Origin of the sequence: Micromonospora sp. Llam0 (assembly GCF_003751085.1) — a bacterium.
Lineage (GTDB): Bacteria > Actinomycetota > Actinomycetes > Mycobacteriales > Micromonosporaceae > Micromonospora_E.
The window spans coordinates 5,065,587-5,081,669 of the sequence record NZ_RJJY01000001.1 but is presented as its reverse complement, the minus strand read 5'-3'; the positions used below and the strand labels follow the sequence as shown (position 1 = coordinate 5,081,669).

The following is a 16,083-nucleotide window of genomic DNA, read 5'->3' as shown; positions in this document are numbered from 1 at the left end:
GCGGTATGCCGAGCGGTGGTGCGTTCATGCTTTACGGCGGCGTACCGCGACGACCGCCACCAGCAGTGCCACAGCGACCGCTGCGGCAGCCGCCAGCACCCACCACGGCCGTACCGCGCCGCCGGGATCCGCGTCGCTGTCGCCACCGTTGCCCGGACCGGCGGCGGAGATCGCCGGCAGCTCCAACCGGTACACCTTGTGCTGGCGCGGGTCGACCAGGTAGCCGAGCTGGTCGTCCACCATGGTCAACGGTCCGGCGAACGACGGACCCGCCAGCAGGGTCTCCACCCGGCCGTCTGGGTGGAAGCGGTAGAGGCCGTCGTCGGTCGACAGGTACCGGGCGTTCGCGGTGGCGGCCAGGTAGAGGGTGCCCTGCCAGGCGCCGTCCGGGATCTCCGCCGACTGCGATTCGGAGTACGTCCACCGGCTGTCGCCGTCGCGGACCACCGCACGCATCACGTTGTCGGACAGGCCGTACAGCAGGGTGCTCGCCACCCAGCGGCCGCCGTCGGGGTCGTCCGCCGTCGAGATCGGCGCGTACGGGAAAGTGAACGTCGCCGCGTCGCCGCCCGCCACCAGCCCGACGTCGCCGCTGCCGATCAGGGTGTCGATGACGCCGTCGGCGTTGATCCGCCGGACCCGGTAGTTGCGCAGGTCGCCGAAGACCAACCCGCCGTCGGCGTCGACGGTCAGGCCGCTGACGTCGCGCAGTTGCGCCTCGACGGCCGGCCCGCCGTCACCGGCGAACCCGGCCCCGTTGTCGCCCGCCACCACGGCTACGTCACCGCCGGGCGACAGAGAGAGAATCCGGGCGTTGCCACTGTCACCGATGTAGATGGTCCCGGCCGCGTCGACCGCCAGACTGCTCGGATAGCTCAGGCTGACCTCGCCGACAGGGACGGTGCGGATCACGCCGTCGGCGGATACCGCCCGGACGACCCCGTTGCCGGTGTCGGCGACGTACACGACCCCGTCCGGCGTGACGGCGACCGCGCCGGGCTGGTTCAGCGCCGCCGCCGTGGCAGGACCATCGTCGCCGGAGTACCCGGCCTCACCGGTTCCGGCGTACAGCGTCGCCGTCGATCCGTCGGCCGGAGCCGCCTCGGCCGCTAGCGGCTCGACCGGAGACACCGCGTCGGCTGCCCGTGCCGGCAGCGGCATACCGACTGTCGCCGTTGCGACGAGTGCCGCAGCGAACCCCCGCGCAGTTCGTTTCACCGCCTAGTCTTAACACAGTGTGGCAATCGACTGTTGTCTCGTTGCCGTCGCCGTCCGGGGCGGATTTCAACGGTGGCCAGGTGACCTGCGGAACGGGGGAGAGATGAGCGAGCCCGACCTTGACCGGCGACCGCCGATCTCCGCGTCGTCTCCGGACGGTGCGATCTGGGCGGACACCACCGACGGCACGGACCTGCGGATCAGCTTCAGCTACGCGGCGTACGGCCGGTACACCGACGACACCCTGGCCCACCAGCTGAGCCGGCTCGGGCAGGCGATGTGGGTCGCGTTCCAGCGGTCCCAGGACGAGCTCCACGAGCGACGGTCGGCGGCGTTCCGGGTCGTCGTCGACCCGCCGGCCCGACCCGAGCAGACACCGGGGCAGGCCGCGTACACGCGGGCGCTCAACGAGGTGGTCGCGTCCGGCGGCTCGCCGGACGGTTCGATCACGGTACGCACCACCGGTGCCCTCTCCTGGACCGTGCTGCTCGCCGAGGGCACGGTCACCCGGCTGGGCGAAAGCACGTTCGTCTCCCAGCTCACCGCAGCCGTGCAGGCGATGCTGGCCGACCGGGAGCGCAAGATCGCCGCGTTGAAGGCCGAGTTCCTCGACCTGGGGGTGCCGAAGCGCTGGACCGCCCTGCTGAATCATCTACGTAGCCACAACCGCGCCCAGGCGTAGCCGCTGGTAGGCGAGATCGAGGACGCTGTCTCGTCACTGCGGGCAGTCTTCAAGACGTCGTATCAGACTCGTGATTGAGTCTGGTCGACTGGCTCTGGCTCCGGGGTCAGCCCGGCTCGGTGTCCTCGGGCAGCCGGAGGCCCCGGGAGCGGGCGGCGCGCCACCCTGGGCCGACGACAGCCACCAGGCCGATGGTGCCGACGCCACCGAGCCACACTGTGGTGATCGTTCGTGCCGCGTCCCGCCCGGGGATGCAGGAAGTGGTCAGCGGCTCCCGCTGACCGAGTGGGTCGATGTCGACCTCGACCTTGGTGCCGACCTGCTCGGCCGGCCCACAGAACGGAACCCAGCCGAGATCGTCGCCGCCGACGGTGAGCTGGTAGCTGGGGCGGCACAGTTCGGTGCCCGGCACGCACCCGTCACGGACATCGGTGACCTCGGCGGTTACCTGTTCGCCGTACGGCGAAAGGTCGCCTTCGCCGTAGACGCCGGCGAAGGCGAGACTGAGCGCTCCGACGGCGATCCCCAGCAGCGTGCGTCCGGTGATGACGACCGTCGTCAACCGGCTGGCCCGGTTACCGGAAGCTGCGCGAACGGGCCAGATGGCGGCGACCACGTAGGCGGCTGCAGCTGCCCACAGCACCAGGACCGCCGCGACGAAGGTGAGTCCCGGTTCCTGGCCCATCAGGAAACCGCTGAGGAGAGTCAGCAGCACCGCTCCGCCGAGCCACAGCATCGCCATGCTGCCGATTGTCGGCGCTGCCGGGCCCGCCACGCCAGGGCAGCCGGCCCAGCGCAATGATCAACGTCAGCTATCTGACATCGAGCACGGATTCAGGCCGTACTCCGTTGTTCTTGACCGCCATGCCGCGCTTCCCCGGCACCACCACCTGTCCGTCGGTGACGAGCATGAACCGCTCCAGGCCGGGGACGAAGATGTTGACCACGGCCAGGTTGCCGGTGACGTAGTGGTCACGCTGCAGCGGCGTGAAGCCGCGTCTGACGAGGGCATCGATGAGCGCGTCGAAATGGCCAACCGCAGTGTCCGGCGCTTCCGTCTCCTGGTACGGCACGACGGTGGCGTCGGCCAGCCGGCTGCTGAAGTCACTTCGGTAACAGGCGTGGAGTGCGGGATAGGGCGTCGTCCAGTCGTGCCGGACGGGCGTCATGGCGGCGAACGCGGAGTGGATGTTCCCGAGCGAGGACGCCAGGTGGACCTGGACCAGCTCGCTCACGGCACGGGCGATCGCATAGTGCCGGGAGAGCGAGGCGCCACAGCCGCGGATCCGGGCCGGTTCGCCGTCGCGGGTAGGAAGGTAGGCGAAGATCGCCGGCACGCCCAGGTCGCTGGTCATGTCGATCAGATGCAGCCGCCGGCCGGTGATGGTCTCCGCCGCTGACACCAGGGCTGCGAGGTCGTCCGGCAACGTGCTCGCCTCGATGAGGACCAGCGGTGACCTTCGCCGCCCCAGGAACTGGTCGACCAGCAGGAGGGAGAAGGCATCCCGCTCGATGGTCTCGTTGAGCGCGTGGACCGCCGCCTCGACCGGGTCGGCGCCCGCCGCCCAGCCGTTGTTGCAGGAGTACCGGCTCACCCCGGTGTAGTCGTAGTGGTCACCCAGACTGTCCCGCAGCGGGTCGGCCTCCTCGTCGAGGTAGTCCGGCACGGACAGGAACAGCGGCACGTCGATCTCGGCGCCGCTGGTCACCACCCGGAAGGGCAGGCACCCCATCGGCCCGTCGGGCAACTCCCCGAGCAGGCCGAGCGCCACGTCCTGGCTGAGCGTCACGTCGCGGCAGATCTCACCCGCGCGGCGCAGCGTCGTCCCGTCGTCAGCGAGGCCATGCAGCCCACTGAGGTGGTGCTCCAGCGCCTCGAAGATCGCGCCGACCTGCGCTGCCGCCGAGTTTCCCTTGCCGAGTCCCAGCCCGCTGGGCACCGGGTCGTCGCCACGCCACAACGTCGCGGTCCAGACTGCCGGATCACCGTCGAGCACCGCCGTGCAGTCCACCCGGAGATCGAGCTCGGCCGCTGCCGCCAGACCCCGCAGGTGGGCCTCGGACAAGCTCAGCGTCCGCTCACCGTCCTGGACCACCGAGCCGGCCGCAAGATCTGTCCCCGACATCACTCCACCTCCGACGTCACTCCACCTCAGACTGAACGCACTGCGGGACCGGGTGGGCCGGGCGGGCGAGCCGCCCGGCCCCTGTGACGTCGACTCAGCCGGCGGACTCGGCCGCCGCTACCTCGGAGTCCTGGTCACGCTCGGCCAGCTCGTCGAGGACCAGTTGCTCGGTCTCGGCGAGTTCCGGCTTGTCCTGCTGGGCCCGGTAGATCGCGTCGTGCAGTCCCATGTGCTTCCTCCTTCATCGAGAGGTGCCTTGGATCGAGCTTCGGACACGCCGATAGACACCGGATACGCGATTTGATATATCCGCAGTCAGGTACCGCTGTCGATCAATGTCGCAGTCATCCACACCACGCCTATGGGTTCACCTACAGCCGGGCCCGCTGGCCGCTCCGGTTTGCCAGGATGGCGAGATGAGGGTGGACTTGCGGGACGCCGCCGACGCGGTCGTCTGCGATTGACATGGAATCCCTTCGCTTCAACCTGCTCGGCGTGGTGCGCGGCCGCCGGGGCTCTGCCGATCTCGACATGGGAAGTCCGCAGCAACAGGCCCTGCTGGTCGTCCTTCTCCTGCGGCCGGGTCAGGCGGTGAGCGCGGCCGTTCTGATGGAAGCGCTGTGGGGCGACGACCCGCCGGTCACGGCGACGAAGAGCCTCCGTACGTACGCTTGGCGCTGGCGCAAGGTGCTGGAGAACGACGCTGCCGAGCCCCGGCTCCTGACGACCGTCGGTGACGGCTACCGCCTGGAGGTGCCCGAGGACGCCGTCGATGTGCGGTACGCCGAGGCGCTGGCCCGTCGCGCCCGTCGCGCCCGCCGGGTCGGCGACGCGAGGAGTGCTCGCGCAATGCTGGCCGAGGCGCTTGCCCTCTTCAACGGCGAGCCGCTGGCCGGGGTGCCCGGCCCGTTCGCGCAACGGCATCGCCGCCGGCTGACTGAGCTGCACCTGGACCTGCTGGAGGCGCGTCTGGCGTTGGACATCGACCTCGGCCGCGCCTCCTGGTGTGTGCCCGAGTTGCGTGCGCTCATCGACGAGAACCCGCTGCGCGAAAGCCTCGTCGTGCTGTTGATCCGGGCACTGCACGCCAGCGGCCGGACGGGGGAGGCCGCTGCGGTATTCCCGGCCGCTCGCCGCAGGATCGTGGACCGGCTGGGGCTGGAACCCGGCGCCGAGCTTGCCGACGCCCACCGGCGGCTCCTGGCCAGCGAAGGGCCCGCCGCCCTGCCGGTGCGGAATGAGGAGCCGGCGCGCACCAAGGAGCTTGCGCGCCCCAAGGAGCCGGTGCGGAGCGATGAGCCGGTGGGCAGTGATGTGCCGGTGCCGCGGCCGGCCCAGGTCCCGGCCAGCACTGCGGACTTTACCGGGCGCGAGGCGGTGGCCCGCCTGATCATCAACGCCCTGAGCCGGTCCGACCGGGGCTCGTTGCCGATTGTCGCCGTGGCCGGGATGGGCGGTCTCGGCAAGACCACCCTGGCACGACACGTCGCTCACCGGGTCGGCGCGCACTACCCGGACGGTCAGCTGTACGCGGAGCTCAGGGGCGGTGACGCCAGGCCGGCATCGCCGCAGGACGTCCTGGATGGTTTCCTCGCGGCACTCGGGGTGGAGTCCGTCCCGGACTGCCTGGACAGCAGGTCGGCGCTGTTCCGTTCGGTGACGCACGACCGCCGGCTGCTCGTGGTGCTGGACGACGCGCACAACCTGGCCCAGATCACCCCGTTGCTGCCGGGAGCCGCGACCTGCGGCGTACTGGTCACCTCCCGATCCCGGCTGGCCGGCCTGAACGGCGCCGTGCACGCCGACCTCGAGGTGTTCGACGAGGCCGAGGCGATTGAGCTGCTGAGCCGGGTGATCGGCCACGACCGGGTGGCCGCCGAGCGCGAGACGGCACGGGAGCTCGTGGTGGCCTGCGGATTGCTGCCGCTGGCGGTCCGCATCGTGGCGGCCCGGCTGGCCGCCCGGCCGGGCTGGTCGATCGGCACGCTTCGCGACCGGTTCACGCTTCGCGACCGGTTCACCGGCGGGTGCCGGCTGGGCACGTTGCGGGCCGGTGATCTCGACGTGAGCGCGACCTTCCTGGCCAGTTGGCGGCAGCTCACCCCGGAACAGCAGCGTGCACTGGTCCTGCTGGCCGTCACCGACATGCCGGACTTCGCGCTGCCCATCGCGGCCCGGATGCTGGACCGGCCCGAGCCGGACAGCGAAGACCTGCTGGAGGAACTGGTCGACCTGGCGTTGCTCGAGTCGGACACCGCCGGGCGGTACCACCTGCATCCCCTCGTGCGGTCGTTCGCCCTCGCCCAGGACATCGCCGGAGCAGCCGGGGCGGCCAGGGCGGCCGGAGCAGCCCGAGTGGCCGGATCGGCAGGATCGGCCGGGGAGATCGCCGCCTCCCAGGGGCGGCTGCTCGACGCCCTTCTCGCCACTGCGGTCAACGCGTTCCAGCGGGCTGCTCCGGGCGATCCGGTCGCCGTGACCCTGGCCGCGGACGGGGCCGCCGGGCAGCCGTTGGACAGCCTCGCGAGCGCCCGGCGCTGGGCAGCCGCAGAGTTGCCGAACATCGTGGCACTGGTCGGGCAGATGACGGCCGGCGGAGGGAACCTCCTTCGTCGTTCGGTAGATCTGATGATCGCGATTTCGCCGTTCGGGCCAGACCCACGCGCGGAACCGACGATCGAGTTGGTGTCCGTGCTGTGCGCGGCGGCGGACCGCGCCGGCGACGGGAAGATGGCCGGGCGCGCGCACTTCCTGCGCGGCAAGCTGGCGATCGCGGCGGTACGCCTCCAGGAGTCCGAGCGGGAGACCAGGATCGCCGCCGAGCTGTGCGCCGAGCACGACGACGCCCCCATCTTGCGGCGGGCGCTGGACACCCTGGGTCTGCTGGCGCTGCGTCGCGGCGACTACGACAGTGCCGTCACCCATTTCGAGAAGGCGATCGGGCTGGCCCGGCGGCTTCGCCACCGCGTCGGCGAGTTCATGTCGATCGTCAACGCGGCACTGGCCGAGGTCTACCGTGGAGAGCCCGCCGAGGCGGAGGCCGCCTGCCGGGAAGCCCTGGACTCGTTCGATGATCTGTCGGACGACGGCGCGACCGCGTACGCGTGGTATGTCATCGGGCTTGCGGCGTTCGACCAGCAGCGGTACGAGGACGCCGTGTCATGGTTCGTCCGGTGCCTCAACCTGTGTGTGTCGGCCGGTCTGCACGTGCGGGAGGCGAGGGCGCGCTACCGGCTGGCGGACGCCTTGCGAGAGACCGGCGAGCTGGAGCTCGCTCTCCGGCATGCCCGGCAGGCGGCCGGTCACTGCGAGCGGCTCAGTGACCAGCGAGATCAGGCCTACGCCTACGCGGTGCTTTCGCGGGTGCTGCACGCGCTCGGCGCCGACCACGAATCCCGCGAACAGCTGATCCTGGCCCACGACCTGTTCACCGTGCTCGGCCTGCCGGAGGCCACCGAGACCGGACGGCAACTCGCCCGGCCTCCCTGACCGGCCCGCAACTGGCCAGCCTGCATGTGACCAGCCCGCAAGTGATTGGGCTAGCGGCGGAGGATGACAGTGTCCAGGATGTCGAAGCGGGCCGGTGCGTCGCGGCGGCTGCCGACCAGGAACGCCACCTCGCGGCCGGGCTGGCGCAGCGGCCACCAGAACTCGCCGACCAGCGCGCGCCGCAGCGGCAGCCCGCAGTATCTGCGGCGACGCTGCTGAAAGGCCACCACGTCCCGGTCGCGCAGTTCCTGTACGTGACTGCGGCAGACCGGATGGTGGCAGTGGTAGCGGTAGGCGACGGTGAACGGTGGCCGGCGCAGCAGGTCGTGCACCACCGGGCGGAACAGGTCGGGCTCGGTGCGGCGCCAGGTGGCGGCGGACCAGCGTTCGGCGGGCGCTGCCACCGGGGTCCGGTTGACCCGCACGTAGCGCAGCTCGGCGACCCGGATCAGGGCCAGGGACTGGGCGTCGGGACGCCGTGCGGCCGAGTCTTCCAGGTCGCACATGGACCATTCGGCGTGCCGGTGCAGGATGGCGGCGCGTCCGGGCCACCGCCGGGCTTCGTGACGGACCCGCAGGGTTGCGTCGTGGACTCGCCAGCTCTCCGGGCGGGGGTCGGCCGGGTCCGGCTCGGCGATGGCCGAGACGATGTCGTAGCGCCGTACGGGCGCGGTCTGGCTGAGCGGGTGGGCGGGGATCTCGTCGAACCGGATCCAGTGCCGGGGGCCGTCGAGGCGTAGGCCGACGAGGGTGGTCATCGCGCCGTGTGTCGCGGACGGCACCGGCGGGGTGACGCCGGTGACCAGCACCTGCATCGGGGTCGCACCGGTGTCCTTGCCCGGTGGTGGTTCGTAGTGCGGCGTCCGGTACAGCTCGCTCACGCACGCCTCCGGCTGAGGGGTAGCCATTGGTGATCGGGCGACTACTTATTGCGAACAGGGTCGCACGGGTGACGGCTCGGAATCCAGAGCCGATTTCGCGGACCGGATCGGCGTGGTAGGCTCTTGGGCAATTGCCCAATGCGAACGTCCAGGGCGAGCGCCCAACAGCTGTCGCCACGGAGGTGAGAAATGACGCAGACCGCCGCCGAACGCGGCCGGCAGGTGCGGGCCCGGCTGCGCGCCGCCGCCGTCGCGTTGATCGCCGAGCGCGGCTGGGCCGCCGTCAGCACCCGGCTCGTCGCCGACCGGGCCGGGGTCGCCCCCGGGCTGGTCCACTACCACTACGCCTCGGTGCGGGCACTGCTGATCGAGGCCGCCACCGGCACGATGACCGACCTCGCCAGCGAGCTCGACACCCTGCTCACCGGAGCGGCGAGCCCCGAGGCCGGGGTACGGGCCCTGCTCACCGCCCTCGACGGCTACTCCGGCACCGACCCGACCTCGCTGCTGTTCGCCGAGGCGTACCTGGCCGCCGCCCGCGACGCCGAGTTGCGCCAGGTGCTGGCCGGCATCCTCGACGGGCTGCGCAGCCGGATCGCCGACTGGCTGGCCGGCCACGGCGTCGCCGACCCAGCGGGCAGCGCCGCCGTGCTGACCGCCGCCCTCGACGGCCTCATGCTGCACCGTCCACTGTCATCCGGCCTCACCTCGGACGCGGTCGCCGGACCGCTGATCCGCCTGGTCGCCACCGACACCTCAGCATGAGCACCGCGGTCGGATCAGCATGAGCACCACCGACAACGCCACGACGGAAGGGGACCGACAGTGAAGGCGGTCATCTGCGGCGCCGGGATCGCCGGGCTGGCCCTGGCCCACCGGCTGGACACCGCCGGCTGGGCGGTTACCGTCCTCGAACAGGCGCCGGCACCGCGTACCGAGGGCTACATGATCGACTTCTTCGGGCCGGGCTACGACGCCATCGAACGGATGCGGCTGTTGCCACAACTGTACGAGTACGGCTACCAGGTCACCGCGCTGACCTACCGGGACGACCAGGGCCGTCGGCGGGCCAGCCTCAGCTACTCCCGGTTCGCCGACATCGTCGACGGTCGGCTGGTCAGCATCATGCGTCCCGACCTGGAACGGATCCTGCGCGAAGCGCTGCCCGGCCGGGTCGCGCTGCGCTTCGGCAGCCGGCTGGCCCGCATCGACCACCGCGCCGACCGGGTCGACGCCACCACCGTCGACGGCACCGTCCACCGGGCCGACCTGCTGGTCGGCGCCGACGGCATCCACTCCACCGTCCGCCGGCTCGCCTTCGGCGACGAACGGCACTTCCTGCGCCACCTCGGCTTCCACACCGCCGCCTGGGTGTTCGACGACCCGGCGGCCCGCGACGCCGTCGGCGACGAGTTCGCCCTCACCGACAGCACCCGGCGCCAGCTCGGCTGCTACGTGCTGCGCGACGGGCGGATCGCCGTCTTCGCCGTGCACCGCACCACCGACCCGCAGCTGCCGGCCGATCCCCGGTCGGCCCTGCGCGAGGAGTACGCCGGCCTCGGCTGGATCGCGCCGCAGGCGCTCGCCGCCTGCCCGCCCGCCGACGACATCTACTACGACCAGGTCGCCCAGATCGAGATGCCGGCCTGGAGCCAGGGCCGGGTGGTCCTGGTCGGCGACGCCTGCCAGGCGGTCTCCCTGCTCGCCGGGCAGGGTGCTTCGCTGGCCGTCGCCGGGGCGGAGACCCTGGCCGCCGAGCTGACCCGGGCACTCGACCCCACCGCCGGTGCCGACCCTGGCGTACTGGCGATAGCGCTGCGCCGCTACGAGACCGCGATGCGACCGGTCGTCACCGAAAAACAGCAGGTGGCCCGGCGTGGGGTCCGCTGGTTCGTGCCGGAGCACCGCTGGTGGCTGCACGTGCGGCGGGCCGCGTTGGCCGCCGCCGGGCTGCCCGGCATGGACCGGGTCATCGCCGGCGCGATGGTCGGCAAGTCCAGCACCTGACCCGCGGCAACGGCCGCCGGTCCCGCACCTGACCCCTGGCCACGGTCGCCCGATCCGGCAGCTGGCCTGGGTACGCTCGCAGCATGCCGGTGCCGCCCCCGCCCCCGACTCCGCCGAGCTGGATGATCTGCGGCCGTGAGCTGCTGTTCGACCTCGCCATCGTCACGGTCGTCGGTACCACGTCGGTGATCGCCGAGGGGCCGTACGGCCTGATCGGCATCGGCCACGGGCTGCTGATGGCCGCCCCGCTGCTCGCCCGCCGCCGGTTCCCGGCCGCCACCTACGCCGTCGTCGCCCTGCTCGGCGCCGCCCAACTGCTCGCCGGGGACACCTTCACCCTGCTGCCGCACGACGTGGCGATCCTGATCGCGCTCTACTCGATGGTCAAGTACGCCCGGCAGGCCTGGATCGGGTTCGCCGCACTGGCCACCACCCTGTTCGGCGGCTTCACCGCCGCCGTCCTGCTCAGCCCGGCGGTGCAGTGGGACGACGGCAGCGGGACATGGCTCGACCGGTACATCTTCCTGCTGGCCAGCTCGGTCACCATCGGGGTCTGGCTGCTCGGCCTGACCGTACGGATCCGCCACCTGTACGTGCGCAGCCTGGAGGAGCGGGCCGCCACCGCCGAACGGGAACGGGACCACCTGGCCCGGATCGCCGTCGTCGAGGAGCGCGCCCGGATCGCCCGCGAACTGCACGACATCATCGCCCACTCACTGTCGGTCATGATCGTGCACGCCGACGGGGGCCGGTTCGCCCTGGACCGCGACCCGGACCGCACCCGCAGCGCGCTGACCACGATCGGGGCCACCGGCCGGGAGGCGCTCGGCGAGATGCGCCAGCTAATCGACGTACTGCGGCATCCGCAGCGCTCCGCCGAAGCGGTGGTGGACCGCCCGCGCGGCAGCCTCAACCAGGTGGGCGAGGCGGTGGCCAAGGCCCGGACCGCCGGGCTGGTCGTCGAGTACACCGTGACCGGCACCGTGCCCGAGGTGCCCGACGGGATGGCGCTCGCCGTCTACCGGATCGTGCAGGAGTCGCTGACCAACACCCTGCGGCACGCGGGGGAGCGGGCCCGGGCGCGGGTGGCGATCACGTACACCCGGCAGGCCATCACGATCGAGGTCGTCGACGACGGCGGCCGCCGGGCCGCGATCCCGCCGCCGGCCGCCGCACCGACCCGGACCGCCGCCGCACCGACCCGGACCGCCGCCGCACCGACCCGGACCGCCGCCGCACCGGCCCGGGGCGACGCGGTTCCGGTGCCGGCGCTGAGCAACGTCACCCCGCTGCCGGTGCCGGCCGCCGCGCTGCCCGCCGGCGGGCACGGGCTGATCGGCATGCGCGAGCGGGTCGGGCTGTACGGCGGCGAGTTCAGCGCCGGGGCCCGGCTCGACGGCGGCTGGCAGGTGCGGGCGTCGATCCCGCTGACCTTGGCGGCGGCGGCATGACCGGCGACCCGGGCAGCGGCGGCATGACCGGCGACCCGGGTGCCGGCGCGGCCGTGACCGGCGACGCCGCCATCCGGGTGGTCCTCGTCGACGATCAGGCCCTGGTCCGGGCCGGCTTCCGGATGGTGCTCGACTACTCCGGCGACATGACCGTGGTCGGTGAGGCCGGTGACGGCGCCGAGGCGCTGCGGCTGCTGCGTACCGTCGAAACCGACGTGGTGGTGATGGACGTGCGGATGCCGGTCCTCGACGGCGTCGAAGCGACCCGCCGGATCTGCGCCGCCGGCCCCACCCCCCGGGTGCTGGTGCTGACCACCTTCGACACCGAGGCCGACGCGTTCGCCGCGCTGCAGGCCGGTGCCAGCGGATTCCTGCTCAAGAGCGTCCCGCCGGAGGACCTGCTCGCCGCGATCCGGGTGATCGCCGCCGGCGACTCGGTGGTCGCGCCGCGGATCACCCGCCGGCTGCTGGACCGGTTCGCCGGCCAACTCGTCGCAGCCGGGCCGGCGGCCCCGGCCGTGGACGGGCTCACCGACCGGGAACGCGAGGTGCTGCTGCTGGTCGGCCAGGGGCTGTCCAACGCCGAGATCGCCGGCCGGCTCACCGTCGCCGAGGCCACCGTGAAGACCCATGTCGGGCGGATCCTGGCCAAACTGGGGCTGCGCGACCGGGTCCAGGCCGTCGTCCTGGCGTACGAGACCGGTCTGATCCGCCCCGGCACTACGACCTGAGGCGTACCCCGGCCGGCGGCTGCGACCAGCGGCGGACCCGCAAGTGACGCACGACGGTGGACGCCGCGCGGCGCCCGCGTCCCTAGCGTTTCCGGCATGTCTTCGACCACTACGACCACGGCCGCGGCGGTCACCGCCACCGGCCTGACCAAGGTGTACGGCACCGGCGAGGCGGCCGTCACCGCGCTGGACGGCGTCGACGTCGCCTTCGACGCCGGCCGGTTCCACGCGATCATGGGCGCCTCCGGGTCCGGCAAGTCGACCCTGATGCACTGCCTCGCCGGCCTGGACCGGCCCACCACCGGCTCGGTACGCGTCGGCGACGCCGACATCACCCGGCTCGACGACCGGCGGCTGACGATGCTGCGCCGCGACCGGATCGGGTTCGTCTTCCAGCGCTACAACCTGCTGCCGACGCTCACCGCGGTGGAGAACGTCACCCTGCCGCTGGCGATCGCCGGCCGCCGGGTCGACGGTGGCTGGCTGAACCGGGTGGTCGCCGCCGTCGGGCTCACCGACCGGCTCGGGCACCGGCCGGCCGAACTCTCCGGCGGGCAGCAGCAGCGGGTGGCCGTCGCCCGCGCGTTGATCACCCGACCGTCGGTGATCTTCGCCGACGAGCCGACCGGCAACCTGGACTCCCGTACCGGCGCCGAGGTGCTGCGCCTGCTGCGCGACGCCGTCGACCAGCTCGGGCAGACCGTGGTGATGGTGACCCACGACCCGCTCGCCGCCACCCGCGCCGACCGGGTCACCTTCCTCGCCGACGGACGTCGGGTCACCGACCTGGACCGGCCCGACGCCGACGCCATCCTCGACGTGATGTCCCGCCTCGACGGCACCCGCGTGGGTGGGTGAGGTCAAGTGCTGCGGCTCACCCTGCGTTCGCTGCGCGCCCACGCCAGCCGGTTGCTGCTCTCCTCGCTGGCGATCGTCCTCGGCGTCGGCTTCGTCACCGGCACCCTGATCTTCTCCGACGGGCTGACCGCCGCCACCGAGCAACGCGCCGGGCTGCTCGACCGCTTCGTCGACGTCGAACTGACCCGCGACTTCGACGTACCGGCCGGCGAGGCCGGCGCGCCGGACGTCGACGGCGAGGTGCTGCCGGCCACGCTCGTCGACGCCGTCCGTCAGGTCGACGGGGTCGCCGCCGCCGAGGGCACCTTCAGCTGGTACGGCGTCGGGCTGCTCGGCCCGGACAACCAGTCCATCCCGGGCCTGAACAACCTGGTCACCGTCCCGGCGGATCCCCAGTTGGCCGGCCTGCCGCTGGCCGCCGGCCGGCTGCCGCAGCGGCCCGGGGAGGCGGTGCTCGACGCCCGGACCGCCGACCGGCGGGACATCACCATCGGCGACCAGGTGCAGGCCGCCGTCACCGACCGGCAGCCGCAGCCGTACCAGGTGGTCGGCCTGGTCGACGTCGCCGGCACCGGCGTCGACTCCGGTGGCGCGCTGCTCGGCCTGGTCGACGCCGACGCCCGCCAACTCACCGGCCGTACCGACCTGGACCGGGTGCTGGTCGTCGCCGCACCGGGCGTCGGCCAGGCCGAGCTGGCCGAACGCCTGCGCTCGGCCGCCGGCGGGTACGTCGCCACCCGCACCGGCGAGCAGCTGCGGGCCGCCGCGCTGGACTTCTCGGTCGGCAACGGCGAGCAGTTCACCCGGCTGCTGCTGGCGTTCGCCGCGATCGCGGTCTTCGTCGCCGCGTTCGTCATCGCCAACACGTTCACGATCCTGCTCGCCCAACGCACCCGGGAGACGGCGCTGCTGCGCCTCGTCGGGGCCACCCGTGCGCAGCTGTTCCGGGCCGGCGTCGTCGAGGCCGCCGCCGTCGGGTTGATCGGCGCGGTCTGGGGACTGCTGCTCGGGGTGGTGGCCGCCGCCGGGCTGCGCCAGCTCTACGCCGAGCTGGGCAGCGGTATGCCGAGCGGCACGGTGGTCAGCCCGCGTACCGTCGTCGTCGCCCTGGTCTGCGGCGTCGGGGTCACCGTCGGCGCGGCGCTGCTGCCGGCCTGGCGCGGCACCGCCGTACCGCCGGTCGCGGCGCTGACCGACGCGGCGCTGACCGTCGCCCGACCGGTCAACCGGTTGCGGCTCGGCGCCGGCCTGTTGCTGATCGTCGTCGGCGTGCTCGGGCTGGTCGCCGCCGGCCGGCTCGAGGACCTGCTGGTGGTGGTCGCCGGTGGGATCCTGGCCTTTGTCGGTCTGGTGCTGGCCAGCCCGTTGATCGTGCCGGCGGTCACCCGGCTGCTCGGCCGACTGACCGGTTGGGTCGCCGGTCCGACCGCCCGGCTCGCGGTCGCCAACGCGGTACGCAACCCGCGCCGCGCCGCTGCCACCGCCATGGCGCTGGTGATCGGCATCGGGCTGGTGACGTCGTTCTCGGTCGGCGCGCACAGCGTCAAACGGGCCGTGGAGCGGGAGGTCGACGCCCGGATCGGAGCCGCCTTCCTGGTTGAGTCCGACCTGGACCCGGTGCCGCCGGAGCTGGTCAACCGGCTTCGTGACCTGCCGGAACTCGGCGTGGTGCTCGGCGGCGCCGAGGTGTACGGCGCTCCGGGCGGGTTCGACGTGGCCGCCGGCCACCCCGACCTGCTGGCCAAGGCGAAGCTGGCGGTGGCCGACGGTGACGTGCGGGACTTCGGGCCGGGCCGGGTGATCGTCAACGAGGCGACCGGATTCGCCGTCGGCGACCGGTTTCGCCTGGAACCCGTTCCGGTCGACTCGGTCGAACCCGTCGACTCGGCCGATCCCGTCGATCCCGCCGGCCCGGCCGGGTCTGCCGATTCCGTCGGCGGCGCGGTCGGGCAGGCGCGCGACGTTGTCGTCGCCGCAGTCCTCGCCGACCCGAGCGGCGGCGACCAGCCGGCCACCGGCAGGGTGTTGGCCGTCGAGGAGGACGTGACCGCCGTCTACCCCGACATCGACACCTGGCTGGTGCAGCTCGACCCGGCAGCCGGCGTTGGCGCCGAGGCCGCCCGCGAGGCGGTGGAGTCGATCGTCGTCAGCTACCCGTTCGTGACCTTCGTCGACCGGGCGGCGTACGCCGAGGCGCGTACCGGCACCGTCGACACGGTGCTGCGGTTCGTGCTGGCGCTGCTGGCCCTGGCGATCCTCATCTCGCTGCTCGGGCTGGCCAACACCCTGACCCTGTCGGTGGTCGAACGGACCCGGGAGAACGCCCTGCTGCGGGCCGTCGGCCTGACCCGGGGCCAGCTGCGCCGGATGCTCGCCACCGAGGCGGTGCTGACGGCGGTCAGCGGTACGGCGTGTGGCATCGCGATCGGGGTGGCCGGGGCGGCGAGCGCGCTCGCCGTGCTCAACCATGCCGAGGACGACATCTTCCGGCTGGACCTGCCCTGGACACAGCTCGGGGTCGTCGTCGCGGTGGCGGCGGTCGCCGCGCTGGTCGCCTCGGTGTTGCCGGCCCGCCGGGCGCTGCGCCAGCCGGTCGTGGAGTCGCTGGCGGCCGACTAAGTCGGCAACTGTTGATCGCTG

General features: G+C 72.6%; 13 protein-coding genes. 8 read left to right on the top strand and 5 right to left on the bottom strand.

Annotated features, from left to right (window positions below; translation table 11 throughout):
• Positions 1–24: 24 nt before the first annotated feature.
• Positions 25–1,218 (bottom strand): hypothetical protein, encoded by a 1,194-nt coding sequence (locus EDC02_RS22135; protein ID WP_148083554.1) that lies wholly within the window; start codon positions 1,216–1,218, stop codon positions 25–27.
• 103 nt (positions 1,219–1,321) lie between these two features.
• Between EDC02_RS22135 and EDC02_RS22130 the strand changes: the two genes are divergently transcribed.
• Positions 1,322–1,900, top strand: a complete 579-nt coding sequence (locus tag EDC02_RS22130) for a hypothetical protein (protein ID WP_123603614.1) — start codon at positions 1,322–1,324, stop codon at positions 1,898–1,900.
• Positions 1,901–2,006: 106 nt separating this feature from the next.
• Here the strand turns inward: EDC02_RS22130 and EDC02_RS22125 are convergent, their stop codons facing one another.
• From EDC02_RS22125 to EDC02_RS42415, 3 genes are all read right to left on the bottom strand, one after another.
• Positions 2,007–2,642 (bottom strand): hypothetical protein, encoded by a 636-nt coding sequence (locus tag EDC02_RS22125; RefSeq protein ID WP_123603613.1) that lies wholly within the window; start codon positions 2,640–2,642, stop codon positions 2,007–2,009.
• Between the two features lie 70 nt (positions 2,643–2,712).
• Positions 2,713–4,026 carry a YcaO-like family protein gene (locus EDC02_RS22120; RefSeq protein WP_123603612.1) on the bottom strand — a complete coding sequence of 438 codons (1,314 nt, stop codon included), beginning with the start codon at positions 4,024–4,026 and terminating at the stop codon, positions 2,713–2,715.
• Between the two features lie 94 nt (positions 4,027–4,120).
• Positions 4,121–4,255 (bottom strand): hypothetical protein, encoded by a 135-nt coding sequence (locus tag EDC02_RS42415; RefSeq protein ID WP_255500488.1) that lies wholly within the window; start codon positions 4,253–4,255, stop codon positions 4,121–4,123.
• A 236-nt stretch (positions 4,256–4,491) separates the two neighbouring features.
• Here EDC02_RS42415 and EDC02_RS22115 point away from each other — a divergent pair, with 236 nt between their 5' ends.
• The gene (locus tag EDC02_RS22115; protein ID WP_199757727.1) at positions 4,492–7,515 is read left to right on the top strand and encodes a BTAD domain-containing putative transcriptional regulator; all 3,024 of its coding nucleotides are present in this window, start codon (positions 4,492–4,494) and stop codon (positions 7,513–7,515) included.
• 50 nt (positions 7,516–7,565) lie between these two features.
• On the opposite strand, the gene EDC02_RS22110 is transcribed toward EDC02_RS22115, so the two are convergent.
• Positions 7,566–8,396: a hypothetical protein gene (locus tag EDC02_RS22110; RefSeq protein WP_123603611.1), complete on the bottom strand. Its 831-nt coding sequence runs from the start codon at positions 8,394–8,396 to the stop codon at positions 7,566–7,568.
• Between the two features lie 189 nt (positions 8,397–8,585).
• Here EDC02_RS22110 and EDC02_RS22105 point away from each other — a divergent pair, with 189 nt between their 5' ends.
• The 6 genes from EDC02_RS22105 (at position 8,586) to EDC02_RS22080 (ending at position 16,062) form a co-directional block, all read left to right on the top strand.
• Positions 8,586–9,161, top strand: coding sequence for a TetR/AcrR family transcriptional regulator (locus EDC02_RS22105; protein WP_123603610.1), 576 nt, complete (start codon positions 8,586–8,588; stop codon positions 9,159–9,161).
• Positions 9,162–9,221: 60 nt separating this feature from the next.
• Positions 9,222–10,403, top strand: a complete 1,182-nt coding sequence (locus tag EDC02_RS22100; protein WP_123603609.1) for an FAD-dependent oxidoreductase — start codon at positions 9,222–9,224, stop codon at positions 10,401–10,403.
• Positions 10,404–10,486: 83 nt separating this feature from the next.
• Positions 10,487–11,854: a sensor histidine kinase gene (locus EDC02_RS22095; RefSeq protein ID WP_123603608.1), complete on the top strand. Its 1,368-nt coding sequence runs from the start codon at positions 10,487–10,489 to the stop codon at positions 11,852–11,854.
• 23 nt (positions 11,855–11,877) lie between these two features.
• Positions 11,878–12,585 (top strand): response regulator transcription factor, encoded by a 708-nt coding sequence (locus EDC02_RS22090; RefSeq protein ID WP_123605038.1) that lies wholly within the window; start codon positions 11,878–11,880, stop codon positions 12,583–12,585.
• 96 nt (positions 12,586–12,681) lie between these two features.
• Positions 12,682–13,443 (top strand): ABC transporter ATP-binding protein, encoded by a 762-nt coding sequence (locus EDC02_RS22085; RefSeq protein WP_123603607.1) that lies wholly within the window; start codon positions 12,682–12,684, stop codon positions 13,441–13,443.
• Between the two features lie 6 nt (positions 13,444–13,449).
• Positions 13,450–16,062, top strand: coding sequence for an ABC transporter permease (locus EDC02_RS22080; RefSeq protein ID WP_123603606.1), 2,613 nt, complete (start codon positions 13,450–13,452; stop codon positions 16,060–16,062).
• Positions 16,063–16,083: the final 21 nt, after the last annotated feature.